The organism is Pseudarthrobacter sp. CC4, assembly GCF_048957775.1.
Taxonomy (GTDB): Bacteria; Actinomycetota; Actinomycetes; order Actinomycetales; family Micrococcaceae; genus Arthrobacter.
Genome location: NZ_JARCCZ010000020.1, coordinates 101,624 through 118,441, shown reverse-complemented (window position 1 = coordinate 118,441; position 16,818 = coordinate 101,624). Strand labels below are relative to the sequence as shown.

The window sequence follows — 16,818 nt, the reverse complement described above, 5'->3', positions numbered from 1 at the left end:
ATACGGCAGAATAACCAGCGTCAAAGTGGCTCACTTTTCAGCCCGCGAAACGGCTCACTTTTCGACCATCGCTGACAATTCCACCAGTTGACGTGAATGAGCGGACGAAATTCGTCCCCTAGACGTTCGCCTTGAACCTCCTGCCGCACCCACAAGAATGTTGGTCGCAGCAAAAGCCAGAGCGCATCTCTGAGAGCGGCGTCGGCAGCGGGTACTGCACGCAGGACATGGGTGTCCAAGAAGCTGCGGGCCTGCGCATAGGTTCGGCGGGGATTGAGCAGAGCCTGCAGGAATGCCGGTTGGCTCAGCATCCAGGCAATCGACACCACGGCCGCATAGTTTTCCAGGCTAACGCGCCCGGTGCCGGTCCCAGATATTTGATGGGCCACCACGTCAACGAGTTCGGCTACGAGCGCAGGCGGCGCGGCGCCTCGGCGGAGGAGCTCCCGGTAGCAGCGTTCGGCCGCGAGCACTTCGTCCGAGACGAAAACCAGCGGAGGCGGCAGCCCAGGACCGGTCGTTGCGCTCTCGGGGCGTCGAAGCTTCGCAGCCTCCGTGCCGGGTCCCGTCCAGAGACGGTGCTTTAGGCAGCAATGTTCCAATGCGTGGGGACTTTGTTCCACAACCCAGCCGTGGGCGCAGAAAGGACATAGGAATCGCGGGGAGTGGGCGTGGCTACCCGCTAGGTCCCTTTGTCGTTCGAAGAAGCCTGATGGCACGCCGGCGCGAGTCTCTAGGAAGATCTCAAGTGCGTTTCTTACGTCCCGGCGTCTTATTGTTCTGGCTTGGGTTCGAGGCGCGAAGGACAATGCGAGTTCTCTCAGTGTTCCGGTGCTGAGGAAGTTCGTTTCCTCCAGTCGAGCCGTATAACTGGCTGCCGTTTCCAGCCGGCGGATCCGTGCGTGGAGAGGCAATCTTTCCCTCATGTCCCCTATCGTCGGGTGGGTCTTTGCCACATCCGGCGAGGTAAGTATTCCCCAGCGGTCCCTTGCGCCGGTCTTTTGCCGGTTGGTGCCGATTCCCTGGTCCGGATGCAAGGTGAGCCTCCTGTACGTGACTGCCGGCGTCCTTCGCGTGCAGGCTTCGTTCGATGGACATCATTTCCCGTCGTCCATGTGGGCGAGATCGGACTGAAGCCAGTTTTCGCTTGCATCGATGTCCAGGGGGATACTCTCAAGAACCTCGCGTGTAATTCTTTCGTCGTCCGCTTCGGCATCGCTCGAAATCAGCCACTGCGCTGCCCCTGTCAGAAGGCGTCCGAGGCTGCCGATGGAGCCGCGTGTCCGATCATGGAGGTATTGCGCGTCGGCGGCCAGGTCCCCTTCGTGGTGGTTGAAGAGGAGCAATTGGTTTTCAAAGGACTCAATGATCCGCTTCCAGAGCGCCTTCTCGGTCGTTGTGGCCCTCATGTACCTGTGCAGTACCTCGGCCGTGAACCGTCCTCTTATCTGCTGTCCACGGTCGCCTGTGAGCAACGGCCCCAGATGGATGTTTATGCCGGCGTACAGGAACGTTGCGGGAACCCTGTTCGAAAGGGATTTCAGAACGTCGACGCTCTCGCCGTTGCCGTTGTTGACAGTGCTGAGGTTGTGAATTTCATCAACGACGACCAGCACCGTTCTGCTCTTTTGGAGTTGGCCTACAACTGTTGTCAGAAGCGATTCCAGGGTGTCCCGGCTCCTTATGGGCAGCCCCAGGAACTGTGCGAATCGTCCCACGACCGCTTTGCCAGTGCAGCCTGCAGGTACTTCGATATAGATGACGGGTTTGTGGTCGAGTTCCATGAACTGGGGGTACTGAAGTGCATAACGTCCGTAAATCGTCTTCATAGCTGCAAGGCACGCCGTCGTTTTGCCCATGGTCGACTCGCCCGAGACGAGAACACCGAGGCGCCCTGCCACACGGGATCGGTTCTGCAGGACGGCAAGCTGGGCCTTTCGCACCACGGCTTTAAGCTGAGGCGTCGAAATGACAAGGTCGGCCCCCAGATAATCGAGCCGTCGGTTGTTGAACGGCTCCCGCTCCGTTGGTCCCATCCCAGCCCACGATGAGGCGTCGGGCAATTCCGGCAATTCCCCGGGCCGACTGAGTATGTTGGTTAGGCCTTCCCACTGATCAAGGACCTCAGGAGGGCGCTCCGAGAAGAACATCAGAGGTACTCCTGATTTGGGTCAAAAATACCGACTGTCGGAACTTCGATGTCGGGGCTTTCGGCCGGCGCGAGCAGATCAGGCCGCTGTACAACGAGGTCAGGCATCCCGGCGTCGTGGGCAAGCTTTTGCGCCGCCGCCTGCCGTTGCTCGGCAGCCTTTGTTTTCGCCTTTTCAGTCCGGGTGGCCTTCAGGACATTTTCGATCACACGCCCGGATTGCGGGTCGCCCTTGACGCCCAGTTCCGCGGCGACCTCCCGGGCTTTTTGCCTGAATTCAGCAGAGAAGGGCTTTCCGAAGGCGTCCTGGTTCATCCAGTCGCACTGAATCCACGACTGGTCCTCGGGGTCCTGGACCCAGACAGCCGCGGGATTGTTCGGATCCGTCCGCACGGCCCATTTGCGCTTATGGCCAGTCACATAGGACGGCGAAAGACGATAGCGCTGCAGATACGGGGAGTCGTATCTGCGATAATGAATCTGGATGCCGTCCATCTGGATGGTCCGGTACTCAATCGGCATCATCGCGATGTAGTCAGCCGCCGTCAACGGGATTGGTACGAATCCCGTGGCGTCGAACATAGCCATGTACATCGAGTTTGGCGTATGGAGCACACCAGGACAGAGAGGGTCCCGGAGTCCATCCTGGGGCCTGTTCTGCCAGACCACCGCGACCCACCGCTCAAAAAGTTCGGCCAGCGTATAGATGTCCAAAAGTCCGGCATCTTTCTCAGGGGATTTCCCGCGCCGGCTTACCTCTCCCCCGGTGTATCCGGGCAGGAACTGGGCGAAGAGGGTTTTGATGGCATCGAATGCCCGTTCTACATTCGGCTTGTCCGTTGGTGTCCGAATGGAGCACTCTGTAATGCTGATGCCAAGTCCTTGGCACGCGGAGCGGAACGTTGTCGAGAGGTAGTCAGAGCCGTTGTCCGTCACGATCCGCGCCGGAACGATGAACGGCCTGGTCGTGTCGTACTTTCCGACCTCGTCCGCGCTCAGGCCAGCTGCCCATGGCATCTCCGCGAGCTCAAATTCATTGAACGCCGCGTCCGCAGGGCGCAGCGGGCGTGGAACTACGCACTGGGCGAGCATGCAGGAGAGGTCGAAGCCTTTGGTCGCAACGCGTCTGATGCCGGTCGAGATGATGCTTCGCGTGGCCTTATCCAGGAAGATGACCAGCTTCACCCTTTGCGGCTTCCCATCGTCGTCGAGCACAAGGATGTCGAAATCAGACGTGTCGACCTGCACTTCATGGCCAGGCATGATTGGCGGGCGGGAACTGTACATGCGGGCAGGAGCATTCGCGGCGCTCCGCCTATTCGCAGCATTGCCGAATGCGTATTTGTTTTTCCCAAGAAACGCCTCATATCGCCACAGACTTGTGCGCGGCGGGACCTTGACGTCCTGGCCCGGATAGTCCTTGAGGAGACGTTTTTCCAGCCGCAGCGAAAACCGTTCGCGTGAGCCCGTCGACGAGTCCCGTTCTGCTGCAATAACGCTGATCAGCGCATCTCTGACCCTCGGATCCAGCTTCCTGAATGGGTCATCGTGCCGTGAACCGCGACGGTCGATCAACCCCGCCTCCCCGGCTTCACGGTAGGCGTCGAGTTTTCGCCGAAGCGTGCGCGCAGAGCAGGACCAGCCAAGGCTGTTCAGTTCCTTAGCTTTCAGATCGATACGGTCGGCCAGCGAAAATCGTGCGGGATCATACTCGGGGCGGGGTTCCGTGTCGGGGGTCGGGGGCGTGCCGTCTATCAACTCCCGGAGGTGGAGGGCCAGCAGGTCGATGTGCTTGCGTTCTTTATCGGAGATTGTGTCCAGTATCGCCGGACCGGCGTAGTCCGTGGTGCCTGCTCCCCCGGGGATGTCCGTCATCCTTTGGACCAGTTCAGTGATGTGGAGTGCGCAGTATTCCTGATCATCCAGATTCTTCAGTTTCAGATTTCCGCGGTTCAGGCCGGTGATGACGTAGTTTCCGTCGTCGAGTCTGATCTCTTGGCCAATTCGCACGCTATACATTTTCGTTCTTTCGGAGAAGGGTGTTCCAGGACAACGGGCGTGCTAAGTCAGCGCGGATCTCTCGTGTCCATATGAGGTTGTAGACAAAGTGGATGCTGAAGGCAGGAGCTCCTGAACTTAATGCCCGAGCTACGTCCAGCAACCTGGCGGGCTCGGAAACGAGGTCAACCACGAGTTCCTGAATCTCCTGGGGGGCTTTGTACCGGGGGTTCCGGTAGGCTGCAAGCCACTCCAAGTTGTGGCGTATGGGCAATCCAAGGTCGCCCAGGATTTGATATGGCCAGCCGATGCGCTGGCAAAGGTCTCTGGTCTTTGTGAATGTTTCCGCTGCTTTGGCGTCGATGAGATTCTGCGGCCGGACGTCATAGAGGGTTTGGGTTCCGTCCCATTGAACAGTGAAGAAGTCGGGATAGTGGCTTGTTCCGTCCGCAAAGGAGATGCACATCGGCTGGGTCGATATGCCTACGATGTCCTGCGAGAAGTCCAACCACATCAGTGCTGAGTACTCCGTGAGGGACTCGTACCACAGGTGCTGACCTGTGCGGGAAAACCAGTAATAGCCCTCATAATTCCGCCGCCGAGGATACTTGATCCCTTGCCGGAACACTGTCGCCTTATGAAGGTCCAATCCTGTGGCCCTGCTGTCCGCAGGAGCCACGTGTCCCACACCCTCGGCGTCGATCCAATGGAAGACGTCCCTGCCAAATGTCTTAGGTGGCGCCTGAGCGCGTACGGAAAGCCGCCTATTTCCGGGGAAGCTCACGAAGACCACTCTTCGCATGAAAACGAAGTCGTCCGGTTCCTGGTTGGGTTCATCCAAACCACCCGCAAATCTTTTTGATCTCAAACGCCCTATGCAATGAGAACGGCATGCGCGGCGGGCGAGCGAACCACGGGAGCCGACTTACGCCTACGTCCGCAGGGCGTGCGTCCGCCCGGCCGACGTATCGGATGAATAGTCGAGAATGGACCGACTGAAAGGGAGTGGGCAACGCAGGAAAGGAATCCTGCCGTCATTCGCGACATCTTGGAAAGGTGGTACGGCTAGCGTGCGACCTTCATCACGCTCAGCGACCGCCAAGGGCTGCTGGTTAAGTGCACTGAAATGATTCGCCTACATGTCCATTATACGGCTGGGCAATAAGGTTGTACCGCCTACGTACATAACTCTCTCTCTTTGCCTATGGGGAGTATCTTCATTGTCATGGGGAAGCCCAGCCAACAGAGACCCAGGACGGGCCCGAGGTATGAGCCTCGCGCCATGCTCATCAACCCCCGAGAGTTTGGCATGAAGCTGCATCCGGAGTTCGTAAAGGAGACCGGGGCGAACGTTACCCAGGTTTCCGGCGCGATGGTTCAGCACTTATTTGCCAAGGGGATACGCGACGCCCTAACGGAGCGCGGCATGAGCGTAGTGACGTTGTCGGAAATGACGGGCTTGAACTACCAGAGGCTTACGCGCATGCTGCGTGGGTCCGTCCTCATGCGCATGGACGACATTGGAATGATTGCGCGCGCAGTGCCGGAGGCATTCGACGCCGTCGTCGGCAGGTACGACCCGCGAGACCGTTTCACGAGCGGCAAGAAGTCGAGACTGGCACAGATTTACGAAGCAGCTCGGCCTCTGAGCCACTCACCAACCCAGGCACCCATGACGCGGAAGCCAAGCCAAGCAACAGACCAGAATCACACCGAAGAATCACAACCCCCCAACGCGTCCCGCCCACCAAGCTACTCGCCTATCATCTGACAACCCCTCAACGGGCGACTCGCGGACTTCCAAGAAAGCTATCTCCCCAAGGCAAGATGTCCCGCCTAGTTACTGGGCCGACCACGTCCGACCGCTCGAAGACTGAGGACTTGCCTTGCTGCTCTTCCACACCGGAAGGATTGGATCCGAATGTAGCCATGCCCAACCTGGGCTGAACCCAGTACCCACATCTCCGTATGCTGGACGGATGTCATCTTCTCCCCTGGCAGTCTTCGGTGACTGGCATGGCAACGCCGGCTGGGCGCTGACCTCCATTAGGTCAGCTGCCCGCGAAGGCGTCCGCACTGCCATTCACGTGGGAGACTTTGGATTTGATTGGCCGGGTGCCAAACGGGGACGGTATGAGGCGAAGCTGAACAAGTACCTGATGGATCTGGGAATCACCATTGTCGTCTCCGGGGGAAATCACGACAACTGGGACACTCTGGAAAAGCTCCTCGTCGAAGACGACGGCTTGGCAACCATCCGATCAAACGTCCGGGTCTTGCCCAGAGGCAGTCGAACCACGATCGAGGGCCTTGCTGTCGGTGGCTTAGGCGGCGCGTTTAGCGTCGATTACGAGCACAGGACCAACGGGAAGGACTGGTGGCCCAATGAAGAACCCACTCGCGAGGAAGCCGAAGCACTCATCGCCGGCGGCCCTCTGGACATCCTGATTTCCCACGACGCGCCTGCAGGCGTTCCGCTGACAGGAGACTTCCAACTCAGCCCAGAACTGATTGAGAAAGCGAACAAAACTCGCGTCCTGCTCAGAGAGGTCGTCGATTCGTTGGCCGTGCCTCATCTGTTCTGTGGCCACTGGCATCAGCGGCGCATACACCAGCTGGTACATCCGAATGGAATGGTTACGAGAGTGGACGTGCTCAATATGGAGAACTCCCGTCATGGGAACGGCGTCCTCGTGTGGCCTGGCCAAGTTCCTCTGCGTATTGACCCGCTTGAAATCCGGAACGCATAGTGAAGTGCTTCCCCGCCGTCGCTGATTTAGAGTATGAGCATGGACGCGGCCGAGTGGGCGACCGAGCTGGCTTACTCCCTTGCCGTTGGGCCAGGAGCACCGTCCTTGCTGACGGTGGCTACTTGTTCCGGACCTGCTGCCAGCAGGGAAGTCATAGAAACGGCCAGGCGAGTAGTCGGCGAGGCAGGATGGCCCGTCTACGAGCTGGTCGCCCGCGAAGTGGCCCCGGACCCGTCTCTTCTGCGTAAGCGCGGCTTCCTGATTCTTCGCGACGTTCGCCAACCGTTGTCCCCGTCGGTGCCAGTTCTCATCGGCGCCCACCAACTGCATATCCGTCGAAACCTTCCCGTCGGTCTGCTCATAGTAGGGTCGCCCGCCGGCATCAAAGCTCTGCGTAGACATACCGGCCTGGGCTTTCTCAGCCGCGCCGAGTGGGTGGTACAGAACTAGCGCGAACCAGCCTCCGATAAAGCCAAATCCCTTGTCCTTGGCATTACGAAACCACTCGGCATTAGCTCGGGGCACGGTTTTCCGCGTCGTCGGTGAGGTACCAGAGCCGTGTCAGGCTGCGGCTACACTCTCACCATGGTGCAGGAGCTACGCAATGACGACGCGGGCCGCTACCTCGTGACCACCGCTACAGGCAGCCATTATTTGCTCGATCTGACAGCCAGAACCGTCAAGCGGCAGATGGCCGCAAGCGCGCCTCTCATCGATTATCTGGACGCGGGGTTCTCGAAGTTGCGCCGCGACGGGGAAGCACTCGAACTGCTCATGCTGGAGTCGTGCGCCGTCGGGGCGTCCGCCCGCTATTGGATCCAGGTCCGCGACGACGAGATCCCTACCCTCAGAATGACTTCGCCTGTGGTGCGGATCGATGCTCTCCTAACTCCGGATGTATTAGCATGACCGCTTCGCCAAACTCGTGAGACATACCTGTTCTACACGCCTAGAGGAGGACCCCGCAAAACTGGCAGCTCGGGTGCCAGGCTGCAAGGTATCAACCCGGCGGGGGCCATCGTGTGGCCCGGCCAGTTTCCTTACGGATTGATCCGTTTGAAATCAGGAGCGCTTAGTGGGCGGGAGCGAGGAGGTAATCGAGTGGGCGCGTGAGATGGCTGACCCTCCTCGCCGTGGGTCAGGAGCACCGTCTTGTTGACCTTCAATACTTGCACGGGACATCCCGCTACCAGGGCATCAATAGAAACGGCTATCCGAGTAGCGTGATTAACGATGCAATGGCGGGAACGCACCGGGGTGATCCCGCGTCCTTCCTGGTAGTTGATCTCGGCGACCGAGGCTTGCGGGATGGGGAATCTGGCGGCCCGGATGAGCTTGTCGATCCGGTGGGCCCAGCGCTGTTGGAGGGCGTCGTCCACGGCGGTGAGGAAGATCTGCTCGGGAGTGAGCTCGTCATTGGCCTCGTCGGTGATCAGTTCCTCGAACCGCACGGCCAGGTGCGCGATGCGCAGGGTCCGGAATTTCTCGTGGTCCTCGCTGGTGAACATCAGCCCTGCCCTCCCTGTCCGCCGCGCCGGTAGTGCTCAGCCGAACGCACGTGCACCGCCGCCCCGATGCCTGCGCCGGAGTCAACGCCACCCGCGGGTTTGCGGGTGGCCGCCGCCGGTGTGACCGTCCTGGGCTTCTTGGCGTCCGAGTCGATGGTGGCCATGATCCGCTTGATCGTGCTGTAGGTTCCCGGGCCCTGACCGGTGTCGAGCAGAACCTGGCAGGCGGCCTCCAGACGGGCCTTGTTCCGCTGGCCCAAGGACTCCAGGATGTTCTGGCAATCCAGATAGCCTTGGGCCTCCACCGCGTGCCGGTCGATGATCCCGGCGATGACCGCCGCGGTGGCTGGCCCGAAGCCCCGGGCGCGGTCCGTGAACCACCGCTTGGACCACAACCCGTCGATACCCCGGTGCCGGGTCGGGGCATGCGCGACATCGGTCGAATACTGGCCCTTCCGGCCTTGCCGCCGGACATGCTCACAGATGACCTGGTCCCCGTCGAAGACGGTGACCGTCGTGGAGGTGACCCGGACCCGCAGGAGCTGCCCGGCATAGGTGTAAGGCACCGAGTAATGCTGGGAATCGCAGCTGACGTGGTAATTCCGTCCGACCTTGAGCTGCTTCCATTCCACCGAATCGAACCCGTCGGCCGGCAGCGCCTGGAGCAGGCCGGACTCATCGGCGGTGAAGCGTTCCCACCGGGTGCTCCCATCGGCCCGGGGAATCCGCTCGTTGATCTCGACCAGCCGGGCCCCGATTGCCGCGTTCAGGGACTGCACCGTGGTGAAGACCTCCTCGGCCAGATAGCCGATCACCCGCTTGTTCACCACGTTCACCGCCGACTCGGCCGCGGCCTTGTCGCGGGGGCGTTTCACCCGGGCCGGCACGATCCCCGTCGAATAATGCTCGGCCAGCTGCTGGTACCGGGCGTTAAGCACCCGGGCCGACTCGCCCCGCTTCGGCCGGTGGGTCGAGGTCGCCGGATTGTCCGGGACCACCAGCTGTGGGACCCCGCCGTAGAACGAGAAGGCCGCCACGTGGGCGGCAATCCAGGACGCCGATGTCATGTCCGTGTACCCGTGGCAGAACACCGCCCCGGAATACGGAAGCACCGCCACGAACAGATAGACCCCCGTCACTTCGCCGGTGACCGCGTCCACGACCCCCAGGGTGTCCCCGGCCCAGTCCACCAGCATCGCCCGGCCCGGCTCGTGATGCAGTGTCGCCACCACATCGCTCACCCGGGCATGCTCGGCGAACAGGGCGCAATACTGTGAGTACCCCTACTTCTTCCCGCCGTTCCCGGTACTCGAAGCCAAATACCTGCTCCAGGCCTGCTGAAGGGTGAAGTGCCGGTTCTCCCTCATCGAGGCCAGCACCCGATCAAAGTCCGGTCGCTCGTAAGACTCCGTGACCCTCTTCCGGCCATCGGGAAACAACCGTGCGATCTCCTGCGGGGACATCGCCCCGATCTGTCCCGCGGTGAACCCGTAGGCCGCGATCATCTTCTTCGCCACGGCCACGTCACGGCGTGAACACCCCGCCCTCGCGACGATCTCGTCATAGCTGCGACCAGCAACGGCCAGGGTCATGATGGCCTTGAAATCGGCCATGCTGCCTCCTCACATAGGAAGAGACGGCGCCCAGTGCACCGCCTCACCCACAGCGCAGCACCCACAAGCCACGACAGTACCAACTCACCGGAACAGCAGTACCAACAACCCGGAACGCCAGTACCAACTCACGCTATCTGCCAGGGCATCAGGCTAAGTAGCCGGATTTTAACACAGCGTAAGTGTTCAGAGACCAAATGTTGGCCATAGTCCCGATTAGCAGGCACGCTCCCGCCAGCCAGACTTCCTCAGCTCTGGCACCACAGCAAATTTCGGTACCTACGGTCGGTTCGCGGCGGCTATCCGGAACAAGAACCCACCCGACTACTCGCTTCGCATATCTGCCTCAGGGACTGTCCGATAAACGGTGTGTCGAGTCCGGCCGGTTTTCATTGTTGAGTGGTTCTTTCGAACCGGCCAGCGAAGGTAATAGCGAACGCGTTTAGCGCAGGCTTCCACCTCATCACCCAGCGTGCACGGCCACCGCCGGTTGGATCAAGAGATCTGGTGACCAGGTATAGGCATTTCAGGGCAGCGGTCTCGTTCGGAAAGTGCCCGCGGGCCCTCACCGCCCTTCGGTAGCGTGCGTTGATCGACTCGATCGCGTTCGTCGTGCAGATGACCCGTCGGATCTCCACGTCGTACTCCAGGAAGGGCACGAATTCGGCCCAGGAGGATTCCCAGAGCCGTACGATGGCCGGATACCGCTGGCCCCACTCGGCAGTGAATTCGGCGAATCGGTCCTTCGCCGCCTGCTCGGACGGGGCCGTGTAGACCGGCTTGAGCGCCTTGACGATGCCGTCGCGGTGCTGGCGTCCGGCGTAGCGGAAGCTGTTGCGGATCAGGTGCACGATGCACTGCTGCACCACCGTCCGCTCCCACGTGGTCGTGATCGCCTCCGGCAGGCCTTTGAGCCCGTCGCAGACGGCGATCAGCACATCTTCCACGCCCCGGTTCTTCAGCTCCGAGAAGACCTGCAGCCAGAACCGGGCACCCTCGCCACCGTCGCCGGCCCAGATGCCCAGGATCTCCCGCTCCCCATTGGTGGTGACGCCCATAACGACGTAGAACGGGGTGTTGCGCACCTGCCCGTCACGGACCTTGACCACGACCGCATCAACGAACAGCACCGGATAGATCGGATCCAAAGGCCGGGCCGACCATTCGGCCAGTTCTCCGGCGACTTTCTCCGTGATGCGGCTGATGGTGTCTTTAGAGACTCTGGCCCCGTAGACCTCCTCGAAGTGGGCGGCGATTTCCCCGGTCGTCAGCCCCCGGGCAGAGAGGGAGAGCACGATCTGGTCGATCCCGTCCAGACGCCGTTTCCGCTTGGGCACGATCACCGGTTCGAACGACCCGTCCCGATCCCGGGGCACCTCAATCTCGACCGGACCGATCTCGGTCAACACGGTCTTTGACCTGGTGCCGTTGCGCATGTTGGCTGCGATCGGTGTCTGGCCGTGCTCGTGGCCGAGGTGCTCTGTCAGCTCGGCTTCCAGAGCGGTCTCCAGCACATTTCTCGTGAGTTGGTTCAGCAGCCCGCCCGGGCCTACCAGGCTCACGCCCTGTTCCTTGGCCTGCGCGAGCAACCGCTCCGCAAGCTCCTTCTGATCGATGATCTCTCCCGTCACAGGATCGATCATCACCCCTGCCATCTCGGACGTGGACTCTGACACGGCCGTCTCCTTTCGGATCAGGCCGGACTCCACACACCGTTATTCAGACAGTCCCCTGCCTCAGCCCTGGAACGCCAGGATCCGTAACGATTAGCGGCCGCGGTCCAACATGGCGCGTTTTCCGATCAGCTAGTAGAGAGTGAGTGTGTGCGTAAGGGCCACCAAAGCCCTCAGCTGCACTATAAGTGGAGTACTAGAGCACTACCCACGCTTTTCGATACACACCGAGGCATCGCCGGGCTTGGTGCGATGGTTTGGTAGCTAGGGCGTAGAAAGATACGCTTTTCAGGTCTCTTTGGAGAGCCGCCACCAATAAGGCAATGCACTCCGTATTTCGGATTGCCATCATGGCCATTGATGCATGATCAGTTGTGCTCGGCGGGAACGGCAACGGATGAGTGTGCCACTCACCAACGTATCCGATCATCGGGTCCACCTGATGCTGTAGGTATGCCGCAAGTACCTCTTGGCCTTTCCTAGAACGACGCACATACCGTCCGTGCGAAGCCCACTCGTCAGCAACCGTTAGAGCGTCCTCGACTACCAGCCCGGCCATTGTCCGGTACCCCACGAGGATGCCTCCTTGCTCCCTATTTCGGGATGCGCGCGCGGCGGCCCGTAATCGATCTCCTGCCTGATCACTGAGTCTCAGCTCAGGCGCCGCCGGCCTCACTTGAATTCCCTGACTTCTCCAGCCGGTGACGCCGGTTCGCCGGTCAAATACCCAACAATGTGACGCACGGCCATGGCAGCCGCTTCCGCAACTGCAAATGGAGGCGTCGGAGAAACCGGTTCGCCGCAACCTCCCTCGAAGACTTCAGATCCCAGGTGTGGGAGCACCTTGGTCATCGGAATAGGGGGTGCTTGCGCAAGGGGCGGTACGACGTCAACGCGCTGCGTTCTGCCGTCATTCTGCAGGCACGTCGTGAGGAATCTGATGCCGGTGATATTTGCGGCCGCCTCAAGCATCGCAGTGACCGCACCGTCACCCGTTGCATCGACAACAAGATGGTCCCCCTCAAGCACCTGCAGTGCTTCCTGAGGTGTAAGGAGACCGTGCTGAACATCGATGATTTCAGCCCAGTTATATAGGCGCTTGCTAAGTACACTCTTCACTGCTGAGGCTTTGTTGACGCCGAATTGATCCGGCTCAGCGACAAAGTGTCGGGTCATATTGCCAGGTGTAAGGTAATCCGAGTCTTGAATCGTTAGGTGTCCAATACCCGCGCGCGATAGCCCGTCGCAGATGTGGGATCCAAGAGCCCCCGCGCCAACTATGTAAACGTGTTTGCCCCCCAGTTCACCGCTCGCTGGGCCGGAACGCAGCCGCATTGAGGATCGGTCGAATCCTGCGGAGGGCGCGAACCAAGGGTCGCGGCCCGCGTTCGGGAACGTAATCGCCACGACGCCCTTCTGCGCCGACCGGTGGTATTGGATGAGCAGGACGTCGAGACGGCCGCGTTCAATCTCTTTTCGCAACGTGGCGGACTCTGCGAGTCGGTCAAAAAGACTGTCCCAGTCCTGAGGCGGTGCAGTCAGCTCGCCGAGGTTAGCCACGAAGCCCGTTAGTTCTCGGGTTCTCTTCCTTGCGGCCTTACCAGCGCCATGAAGACGAATCGCCCTTGCGCCCTCGCTCCGGAAAGTGACATAGCCTCCGACAAACCGATCCAAGTCACCATAAACAATTAGCCTCTGGTCCGCAGGCAGTCCAAGGTATGCTTCCAAGTCCAGTGCCGGTGGATCGTCAGGCCAGCCCTGGCTGTTCTTCTCAAACCATTGATCGATGCGTTCAAGGAACGCATCTGGGTCAAGCCACGGACTTCGGTTACGGTCACGGCTCGTGTAGAGGCAGAGTCCCCCATCAGGTTCCTGATGCCATGTCCTCGGATGGAAAAGGCTTGTAGTAACTTTCGGCGGCAGGTAAGGAAACCCTTCTGTCAGTGAGACGGAAAAGTCGCTGTGTACGAGAACAACCTTCATTGTCCCTCCCGCTGACACCTCGGTGGTCAATCGCATCCCACGTTGCACGAGATTGTCTATGAAGGTCTCGCGTACGTACCCGATGTAGTCGTGCCACTGCACGTGGTTTTCGGTCAGCCGAATCGTAGGTCTCCCGCGGTTGTTTGCTGGTTTCCCGGCTTGCTCCCCTCGGCGTAGTTCCGCTTATTGCCTTGTTTGTCGTATCCGGAGGGCATCGGAAATACGTTAGTGAAGTCGTCATTGGACCCCAGGATCCCCTGGAGGAGGAGGGCAGCCTTCCCCGCTTCGTCATCACCCATGTTGTAGGCTGCGCGAGCATCTATGGCTGCGGACGAGAACTTATCGCGAGCTGTTTCAAAGTCCGCGTCCTCATCGAAGACTAGGACCTCCCCATCTCTGGAGGGGTCAGGCATCTGGAAACCTTCATCAGCCATGCGACGAAAAACCTCCGCGACGCCTTCAAGAGCTGACGCGAAGAATTCGCCCATGGAGTTTCCGGTAACGAGTCCGTCTTCGCAGGCAGTAAAAAGCGCCATTTCGACTGTGAATCCGCCGAGTTTGGCCCTGCCTAACAAGGTGCGCCGAGATTGACGAAGCAGTTTTACGCAGGGAACATACATCTCGCCATATTCGGCGTTCTTATCTTCCTTCAGCTCTGTCATCTTTATCGGGTTGGTCTCAATCCAGCCTCCGTTACGAACCGGAATTTCCCAGGCGGTTCCAGCCTTGCGGGCTGGAACGATGTCTACAAACAAACCGTCCGAGTCAGGCATGAGCACGGTGACGGACCGATCGAACTTCGTCACGCTCGGGGAGCTGTACTGGTCTCTAAGGACGTCGTAAACGCGGTCGATCACATCAGACGCCGCGAGTCCAGTCGGATAATCTTCAAGGCGACAAAACATATCTACATCGAAGACTCGCCGAATGGATACACGGCGGCCGTACGAGCCGATGAGAATCGGGGAGATGCCCCATTCCGAAAGTTTTTCGTCCTCGGCGAGAACCCGGCCGATCTCGTCATGGGCGGCCGGGGCGTTTTCCCAGTCCCCTTCGCTCGGTTCGACGTTAGACTGAGCGGTTTGGAAGGCTGTAGCAAGTTCAGGCATCTCTATTTCTCCTTCATGAGGGTGGATTTCTTAGCCCGATCGATTGCGTGCGACTGTCCCCCGTTGCGGATGTTGCGTCCAGCCAACTCATAGAAACGGCTGGCCGGGGCGTCGGCGGTATGCCGGATTTCCGAGTATCGGTCCGAAAGTGCCCGGAGTTCATCGCGGGCAGCACCAATCTCCATAGTGGCCAGGTCGACGAGAAGCAAGCGGCGAGCGTCCTCCTGAACATCAAGGAAGGCGTTCGCGCAGGACTGCGCTCGTTGGGCGCGGCGTTCAGCCGTTAAGACCGTCGCGGTGCCACTAAGGAGGGCGGCGACTAGCGCCGCCCACCCTACCCATTCAATCGGCAAAGCCTCGCTGATTCCGGCACCACCCGAGGCGACACCAAGAACGCCCGCAGGGATCCCGATTGCGAGGTTACATCCGCGCCAATATTTGCCCTGCTCAAATTGCGTTTGGGAAGACCACCGCGCATTCTCTTCGATGCGTGATAATTCTTCGCCAATAGATACGAGTTCTTGAGGCACATTCCCTGGCACAGCAAAGTGGGAGTCGGTGCCTGGCGACAAGGACCTACCCCTGCGCTTGAACGGGTTCAATAGCCACATCCTCGCATTCAGTCTTATAGAGAGACCCAGGACAACCCTCAAGAAAGGCGGGCAGAGGCTGGGTCAAGTGCAATGGAACGTTGGGTCCAACTTGAGTGAACCAAATCAACCAGCCTGAAGCCTCTCAGTGGCGTCACGCAACTGCCCGAGCGTCAGTATCGGCAACTAGCCCGGCCGACGCCAAAATAGCGGGACGGGATCGCCAACTTGGCGAATCGCCACCAAGCCTCCGATCTCCCGCCAAGTCAGCCGACCGTGCGAAACATCTGGCCAAGTACCACGAAACATGGCCATCTAAGTTGGAAAATGGCCATGTACCGCGGAACCTCACAGGAGTCCCTTGTGTCAGATCCGAAAGGTATCGCGGCAGGGGTCCTAGAAGTCCCAGTCCTCGTCTTCGGTGTTAACAGCCTTCCCGATCACGTAAGACGAACCTGACCCGGAGAAGAAGTCGTGGTTCTCATCAGCGTTCGGGGACAGTGCCGAGAGGATGGCCGGGTTCACGTCGGTGACGGACGCCGGGAACATCGCCTCGTACCCCAGGTTCATCAGGGCCTTGTTGGCGTTGTAGTGCAGGAACTTCTTGACGTCCTCGGCCAGGCCCACGCCGTCGTAAAGGTCATGTGTGTACTGGACTTCGTTCTCGTACAGCTCGAACAGCAGCTCGAACGTGTAGTCCTTGATTTCCTGGCGCTTCTCCTCGGAAACCCTCTCCAGGCCCTTCTGGAACTTGTAGCCGATGTAATAGCCGTGCACGGCCTCGTCACGGATGATCAGGCGGATCAGGTCTGCGGTGTTCGTCAGCTTGGCGCGCGAGGACCAGTACATGGGCAGGTAGAAGCCCGAGTAGAACAGGAAGCTCTCCAGGAGCGTGGAAGCGACCTTCCGCTTCAGGGGGTCATCACCCTGGTAGTAGTCCATGACGATCTGGGCCTTCTTCTGAAGGTTCTCGTTCTCGGTGGACCAGCGGAAAGCCTCGTCGATCTCCTTGGTGGAGGCCAGCGTGGAGAAGATGGAGGAGTAGCTCTTGGCGTGCACGGACTCCATGAAAGCGATGTTCGTGTACACGGCCTCTTCATGCGGAGTCAGCGCGTCCGGGATCAGGGAGACGGCGCCCACAGTGCCCTGGATGGTGTCCAGCAGGGTCAGCCCGGTGAACACGCGCATGGTGAGCTGCTGCTCGGCCGGCGTCAGCGTGTTCCAGGACTGGACGTCGTTGGACAGCGGCACCTTCTCCGGCAGCCAGAAGTTGTTGACCAGGCGGTTCCAGACGTCGACGTCCTTGTCGTCCTGGATGCGGTTCCAGTTGATGGCCTCGACGTGGCTAAGCAGCTTGACCTTCTCGGTCATGTCATCCCCTATGCGTTGGGTGGTTTTCTCTAAGTTAAAGCGTACGACGGCGGGCGGGCACCCGCCGTCGTACT

General features: G+C 60.0%; 16 protein-coding genes and 1 pseudogene. 3 read left to right on the top strand and 14 right to left on the bottom strand.

Translation table 11 applies throughout. The annotated features are described in order from the left end of the window. Positions 1-20: 20 nt before the first annotated feature. From PV768_RS14950 to PV768_RS14935, 4 genes are all read right to left on the bottom strand, one after another. Complete coding sequence (locus PV768_RS14950; RefSeq protein WP_421093415.1) at positions 21-329, bottom strand: hypothetical protein; 309 nt, start codon at positions 327-329, stop codon at positions 21-23. Positions 330-1,097: 768 nt separating this feature from the next. After that, entirely contained in the window at positions 1,098-2,150 is a 1,053-nt protein-coding gene (locus PV768_RS14945; RefSeq protein ID WP_321213711.1) for a TniB family NTP-binding protein, read from the bottom strand. Next, the gene (locus PV768_RS14940) at positions 2,150-4,168 is read right to left on the bottom strand and encodes a transposase (protein WP_321213712.1); all 2,019 of its coding nucleotides are present in this window, start codon (positions 4,166-4,168) and stop codon (positions 2,150-2,152) included. Before PV768_RS14940 ends, PV768_RS14945 begins: the two co-directional genes overlap by 1 nt. Next, positions 4,161-4,988 (bottom strand): TnsA-like heteromeric transposase endonuclease subunit, encoded by an 828-nt coding sequence (locus tag PV768_RS14935; RefSeq protein ID WP_321213713.1) that lies wholly within the window; start codon positions 4,986-4,988, stop codon positions 4,161-4,163. The genes PV768_RS14940 and PV768_RS14935 overlap by 8 nt, the downstream gene beginning before the upstream one ends. A gap of 441 nt (positions 4,989-5,429) precedes the next feature. On the opposite strand from PV768_RS14935, the gene PV768_RS14930 reads away from it, so the two are divergent. The 3 genes from PV768_RS14930 (at position 5,430) to PV768_RS14920 (ending at position 7,806) form a co-directional block, all read left to right on the top strand. Continuing rightward, complete coding sequence (locus tag PV768_RS14930; protein ID WP_321213714.1) at positions 5,430-5,918, top strand: helix-turn-helix transcriptional regulator; 489 nt, start codon at positions 5,430-5,432, stop codon at positions 5,916-5,918. Positions 5,919-6,126: 208 nt separating this feature from the next. Next, entirely contained in the window at positions 6,127-6,897 is a 771-nt protein-coding gene (locus tag PV768_RS14925) for a metallophosphoesterase family protein (protein WP_321213715.1), read from the top strand. 585 nt (positions 6,898-7,482) lie between these two features. Further along, a complete protein-coding gene (locus PV768_RS14920; RefSeq protein WP_321213716.1) occupies positions 7,483-7,806 on the top strand; it encodes a hypothetical protein in 324 nt (107 codons plus the stop codon). 131 nt (positions 7,807-7,937) lie between these two features. Here PV768_RS14920 and PV768_RS14915 read toward each other — a convergent pair whose 3' ends face one another. The 10 genes and pseudogenes from PV768_RS14915 to nrdF form a co-directional block, all read right to left on the bottom strand. Beyond that, entirely contained in the window at positions 7,938-8,405 is a 468-nt protein-coding gene (locus PV768_RS14915; RefSeq protein WP_321213717.1) for a hypothetical protein, read from the bottom strand. Next, positions 8,405-9,061: a Mu transposase domain-containing protein gene (locus PV768_RS14910; RefSeq protein ID WP_421093417.1), complete on the bottom strand. Its 657-nt coding sequence runs from the start codon at positions 9,059-9,061 to the stop codon at positions 8,405-8,407. The genes PV768_RS14915 and PV768_RS14910 overlap by 1 nt, the downstream gene beginning before the upstream one ends. A 3-nt stretch (positions 9,062-9,064) precedes the next feature. After that, positions 9,065-9,676, bottom strand: a pseudogene (gene istA, locus PV768_RS14905) (IS21 family transposase); the annotation flags it as partial. A 12-nt stretch (positions 9,677-9,688) separates the two neighbouring features. Beyond that, positions 9,689-10,018 carry a hypothetical protein gene (locus PV768_RS14900; protein WP_321213719.1) on the bottom strand — a complete coding sequence of 110 codons (330 nt, stop codon included), beginning with the start codon at positions 10,016-10,018 and terminating at the stop codon, positions 9,689-9,691. Between the two features lie 389 nt (positions 10,019-10,407). Beyond that, on the bottom strand, positions 10,408-11,661 hold the full coding sequence (locus PV768_RS14895) for an IS256 family transposase (protein WP_041653295.1): 1,254 nt from the start codon (positions 11,659-11,661) through the stop codon (positions 10,408-10,410). A 226-nt stretch (positions 11,662-11,887) separates the two neighbouring features. Continuing rightward, on the bottom strand, positions 11,888-12,367 hold the full coding sequence (locus tag PV768_RS14890; RefSeq protein ID WP_409339681.1) for a Mov34/MPN/PAD-1 family protein: 480 nt from the start codon (positions 12,365-12,367) through the stop codon (positions 11,888-11,890). After that, positions 12,364-13,674 carry a ThiF family adenylyltransferase gene (locus PV768_RS14885; RefSeq protein WP_321213720.1) on the bottom strand — a complete coding sequence of 437 codons (1,311 nt, stop codon included), beginning with the start codon at positions 13,672-13,674 and terminating at the stop codon, positions 12,364-12,366. The genes PV768_RS14890 and PV768_RS14885 overlap by 4 nt, the downstream gene beginning before the upstream one ends. A 113-nt stretch (positions 13,675-13,787) precedes the next feature. Continuing rightward, positions 13,788-14,783: an SMODS domain-containing nucleotidyltransferase gene (locus tag PV768_RS14880; RefSeq protein WP_421093414.1), complete on the bottom strand. Its 996-nt coding sequence runs from the start codon at positions 14,781-14,783 to the stop codon at positions 13,788-13,790. A 2-nt stretch (positions 14,784-14,785) separates the two neighbouring features. Then, positions 14,786-15,313 carry an SLATT domain-containing protein gene (locus PV768_RS14875; protein ID WP_321213722.1) on the bottom strand — a complete coding sequence of 176 codons (528 nt, stop codon included), beginning with the start codon at positions 15,311-15,313 and terminating at the stop codon, positions 14,786-14,788. A gap of 456 nt (positions 15,314-15,769) precedes the next feature. Beyond that, positions 15,770-16,744 (bottom strand): class 1b ribonucleoside-diphosphate reductase subunit beta, encoded by a 975-nt coding sequence (gene nrdF / locus PV768_RS14870; protein ID WP_056079660.1) that lies wholly within the window; start codon positions 16,742-16,744, stop codon positions 15,770-15,772. Positions 16,745-16,818: the final 74 nt, after the last annotated feature.